5 protein-coding genes are annotated in these 4,143 nt (G+C 54.3%); all 5 read left to right on the plus strand.

The genetic code is table 11. The annotated features are described in order from the left end of the window. Window position 1: 1 nt before the first annotated feature. The 5 genes from CPT76_RS22380 to thiI all read left to right on the plus strand — a co-directional run bounded on the left by CPT76_RS22380 (window position 2) and on the right by thiI (window position 3,870). A complete protein-coding gene (locus CPT76_RS22380; RefSeq protein WP_374954710.1) occupies window positions 2-457 on the plus strand; it encodes a hypothetical protein in 456 nt (151 codons plus the stop codon). 162 nt (window positions 458-619) lie between these two features. Continuing rightward, a complete protein-coding gene (locus tag CPT76_RS22385; RefSeq protein ID WP_105444715.1) occupies window positions 620-1,351 on the plus strand; it encodes a lytic transglycosylase domain-containing protein in 732 nt (243 codons plus the stop codon). A gap of 132 nt (window positions 1,352-1,483) precedes the next feature. Continuing rightward, window positions 1,484-2,644, plus strand: coding sequence for a cysteine desulfurase family protein (locus tag CPT76_RS22390; protein ID WP_105444513.1), 1,161 nt, complete (start codon window positions 1,484-1,486; stop codon window positions 2,642-2,644). Continuing rightward, a complete protein-coding gene (locus CPT76_RS42265; protein ID WP_374954711.1) occupies window positions 2,641-2,826 on the plus strand; it encodes a hypothetical protein in 186 nt (61 codons plus the stop codon). The genes CPT76_RS22390 and CPT76_RS42265 overlap by 4 nt, the downstream gene beginning before the upstream one ends. Before the next feature lie 153 nt (window positions 2,827-2,979). Further along, window positions 2,980-3,870 carry a tRNA uracil 4-sulfurtransferase ThiI gene (gene thiI, locus CPT76_RS22395; protein WP_374954712.1) on the plus strand — a complete coding sequence of 297 codons (891 nt, stop codon included), beginning with the start codon at window positions 2,980-2,982 and terminating at the stop codon, window positions 3,868-3,870. The last annotated feature ends 273 nt before the right edge of the window (window positions 3,871-4,143 follow it).

Here is a 4,143-nt window from a genome sequence, read left to right on the forward strand (position 1 = left end):
GATCCGTACCGATTATCCGCGCAGGGACGCCCATAAAGAGGAGTATGCATCAGAGGTGACATCCCCTGAAGTCACAAGCCGTGCGGCCGGATATTCGGTCCGGGACGACCGGAAGGCGGATGCCGCGGTGAAGAGAACGGATTTGTACAAAAAAGACCGCGAGGAGTATGCGGCAGAAGTAGCTCCGGCACCATCGGTCCGCAGGGATGAGGTCCGTACCTCGGATGATGCCGAAAACCGGACGCCGTTCAAAAACTATGGACGTACAGCCGGTTATGTCGGTGTAGGCTTCGGCGTCCTGTCCTTGTTTATGTGGTCCATTATCCTGGGCCCCCTGGCTGCAGTCATCGGCTTTTATGCCTACAGCCAAGGCAGCAAGGTATGGGGCGGATGGGCGATGGGTCTTGGCATTCTGGCAACGATCAGCTACTTCGTGCTGGTTCCGTTCGCCCGGTAAATCAAACGGGCATAAAGCGTCTTTGGCCGCTCATGAAGCGGCTGAGGGCGCTTTTTTCATGTCAGCGTTTTTTGGAAGAGGTCTGGCGCAAGACGGAGGAATCATGGTAAAATAAATCCAATCCGCATGGACGAGATTATGAGGAAAACGAGGTTTGAGATGATGCAAATCGATCCGGCTGCAGCGCAGCAGTTGTTGGCAATGCAGGACAACAGCCGTATTCAAAATAGAGACGAGCTTCTCCAGGACATTATCGAGAATGGCAGCACCTCCGATTTTGGTGTTATTCTGAACCAGCTGCTGGATGACTCCAGCGCGGCAGCTGCAGAAATCGATGCTTCCGTACAACCGACGGTGCCCGGCGTATCGTGGAGTGACGGTCTGCTGTGGCAGCAGCTGGGAGAGGCGAACACCTCACCGGTGAAACATGTTGACGAGGTATCCAAGCCGGTGCATTCCGAATCCGGCTCCGGCAAATCGACCGCCTACAACGACTTGATTGAACAGGCAAGCCGCAAGTACGGAGTGTCCGAATCGTTAATCAAGGCCGTCATCGAGACGGAGTCCACCTTTAATCCGAATGTCGTATCTTCTGCGGGGGCCAAAGGCCTGATGCAGCTGATGGACGGCACGGCGCAGGGACTCGGGGTCAGCGATCCGTTCGACCCGGCGCAGAACATCGATGCCGGCACGAAATACCTTTCGTATCAGCTGAGCCGCTTCGGTGGGCAGGAGAATATGGCGCTTGCGGCATACAATGCGGGGCCTAACCGGGTGCTCAAACTCGGAGTGTCGACCGATGCCGAATTGATGCAGCAATTGGACCGGCTTCCTGCAGAAACAAGGAACTATATCCGTAAAATTGCGGATGCCAGGGCAAAATATGAAGGTTAATACCAATCGCATAGCGTTTTAAGTTACGGGATCAAACTCGGGAGAACGGGAAGCGGCTCGATATGAAGCGCTTCTTCCGATGTTTGATCTCTTTATATTGCTTCGGGTGATCCGTGTAAAGGAGGAAACGTGATGATCTATTGGGACCATGCGGCAAGTACGCCACCCTACGAAGAAGTGATCCAGACGATGGCGGAAGTGATGCGACAGCATTACGGCAATCCTTCATCCATTCACCGGATGGGCGAGGACGCTGCCAAGCTAATCAAGCGTTCCCGGGAAGTATGCGCCGCCGCCCTTGGTGTTAAACCGGCCGAGATCATCTTGACCTCGGGCGCAACGGAAGGCAACAATATGGCCATTAAAGGAACAGCCTTTCAATATGCCGGCAGGGGCAAGCACATCATAACAACTGCAACGGAGCATCCGTCCGTCTACGACAGCTGTTTATATCTTCGGGAACACGGATTCGAGGTAACCTTTCTTGATGTGGACCGGAATGGCCGGATCCATACGGACCAGCTGCGCAGCCTCATTAGAAAGGACACCATCCTGGTCAGCATCATGCATGTAAACAATGAGACTGGAGCCGTGCAGCCGCTGGAGGCGGCGGGACGAATCATTAAACAGTGCAACCCGCTGACCCTGTTCCATGTGGACGGTGTTCAGGGCTTCGGCAAGCTGCATGTCGACCTGCAGGCGTGGCAGGCGGACTTATATACGTTATCGGCACACAAAATCCGCGGCCCCAAAGGAGCCGGCGTATTATTTCGAAGGGAAGGCGTTCAGCTTCATCCGCTGCTGTCGGGAGGCAAGCAGGAGTCCGGCATGCGCTCGGGGACGGAAAATTATCCGGGGATTGTCGCCATGGCCAAAGCCATGCGGATGGCTAAAGAGCAGTTGGGGACTTTCGGTGAGCAGGTCGGGGCGTTGCGGGACGAATTGCTCGCATTTATCCGAACGATGCCGGCCCTTGCGCTGAACAGCGACGAAGACGGGGCGCCTCATATCGTTAACGTGTCCTTTTCCGGAATGAAAGCCGAGGTCCTTCTGCATTCGCTTGAGGAGCACGGCATGCTCGTGTCCACCAAATCGGCCTGCTCTTCCAAGACGGCGGAGCCAAGCCGTGTCCTGCTTGCCATGGGACGGAGCGAGGAAGAGGCCTCCAGCGCAATCCGGATCAGTATGGGGCTTACCAACACCAAGAATGATGTAGAGCGGTTGAAGAACGCGCTTCAGGATGCGGTCGAACGGCTGACGCCTTTAATGACAGGAAGGAATGAAATCCATTGAAATATGATATGCTTCTGCTCCGTTATGGAGAAATTACACTCAAGGGAAAAAACCGGGGGCGCTTCGAAAATGCGGTGATCTCGCATATCCGGTCCGTTCTTAAGGATTTTCCCAAAGCGAAAATTCGCAAGGAGTACGGAAGACTGTACGTTGAACTGAACGGGGAAGACCGGAACAGCTGATTCGCCTACCCTCCAAAAAATATTCGGCCTGACGTCGATCAGCCCGGTAGTTGTCAGCTCTACGGAACTGGACTCTATTTTGGAAGCTTCATCAGCATTTATCGGGCAGATGGACATGGAGGAAGAAGTACCTTTAAAGTTCATGCCCGGAGAGTGTGGAAGGCTTTCCCGCACTCGTCCCATGAAATGAACCATCTGGTGGGTGCGCCGCTGCTGAAGAAGTATCCTCTGTTAAAAGTGAGCATGAAGGATCCCGAGCTCACTCTGCATGTGGAGATCCGCGAGCAGGGAACCTATATATTCTGTCAGACGATTCCCGCCGTCGGCGGATTTCCGCGGGGAAGCAACGGCAAGGCCATGCTGCTCCTCTCCGGCGGAATCGACAGCCCGGTCGCAGGGTGGTCCTCCATGCGCAGAGGGCTGGAAGTGGAGTGCGTTCACTTCTACAGCTACCCGTTTACAAGCCGGCTCGCCAAAGAGAAGGTCATCGAGCTGGCGAAGGTGCTCTCAGGTTATGCAGGGGAGATCAAGATTCATCTGGTGCCGTTTACCGAAGTGCAAACGTCCTTTACCGGCATTGGACAGGACAATTTGATCATTACCCTGATGCGGCGTTCGATGCTCAGGATTGCCGAACTGCTGGCCAAGCGTGAAGGGGCGCTTGCGATCGTTACCGGAGACAGCCTCGGGCAGGTCGCCAGCCAAACCCTGCCAAGCATGAACGTGATCGGCCGGGCGACCGAGCTGCCGCTTCTGCGGCCGCTGATCATGATGGACAAAAACGAGATCATTCGGATTTCCAAAGAGATCGGCACATACGAAACCTCGATTCTTCCTTATGAAGACTGCTGCACCCTGTTCGTGCCCAAGTCACCGACGACGAATCCGAATTTGCGGGTCGTCGAGAACGTGGAGGCGTCGATCGAGAAGCTCCCTGAGCTGATCCAAGACGCCTTTGAGCGGACCGAAACTTTGGTGCTCACCAAGGATTATGTGATTGGAGAGGAAGAAGAAGCAGGCGGCGTTAACGAGGATTGGTTCTAAAGCTCAGAGGATTAGGAAACAAAAAAAGGAGGCTCTTCATTGAAGAGCCTCCTTTTGTATGACAACAAGCCTGACATGTGTGTTCTAACTATACGAATGTTCGTCTTTCCGTTTCTTCATCGACGCGCGTTTCAGGTATCCGAGGGCGAGAATGGCTATGACGACGATCACGATAAACAGCACCCGCAGGAACGGATATTGTTCAAAAAACGGNGACAAAACGCTTTCTTCCGTAATCATGTTGGATGCCGTGTAACCGAGTACCGCCGAACC

The organism is Paenibacillus sp. AR247, from assembly GCF_002968895.1.
GTDB classification, from domain to species: Bacteria; Bacillota; Bacilli; order Paenibacillales; family Paenibacillaceae; genus Paenibacillus_AQ; species Paenibacillus_AQ favisporus.

Bases quoted from the DNA above. Each gene is read 5' to 3' on its own strand.
- CPT76_RS22385 (WP_105444715.1), top strand. From the start codon at position 620: ATGCAAATCGATCCGGCTGCAGCGCAGCAGTTGTTGGCAATGCAGGAC.
- CPT76_RS22390 (WP_105444513.1), top strand. From the start codon at position 1,484: ATGATCTATTGGGACCATGCGGCAAGTACGCCACCCTACGAAGAAGTG.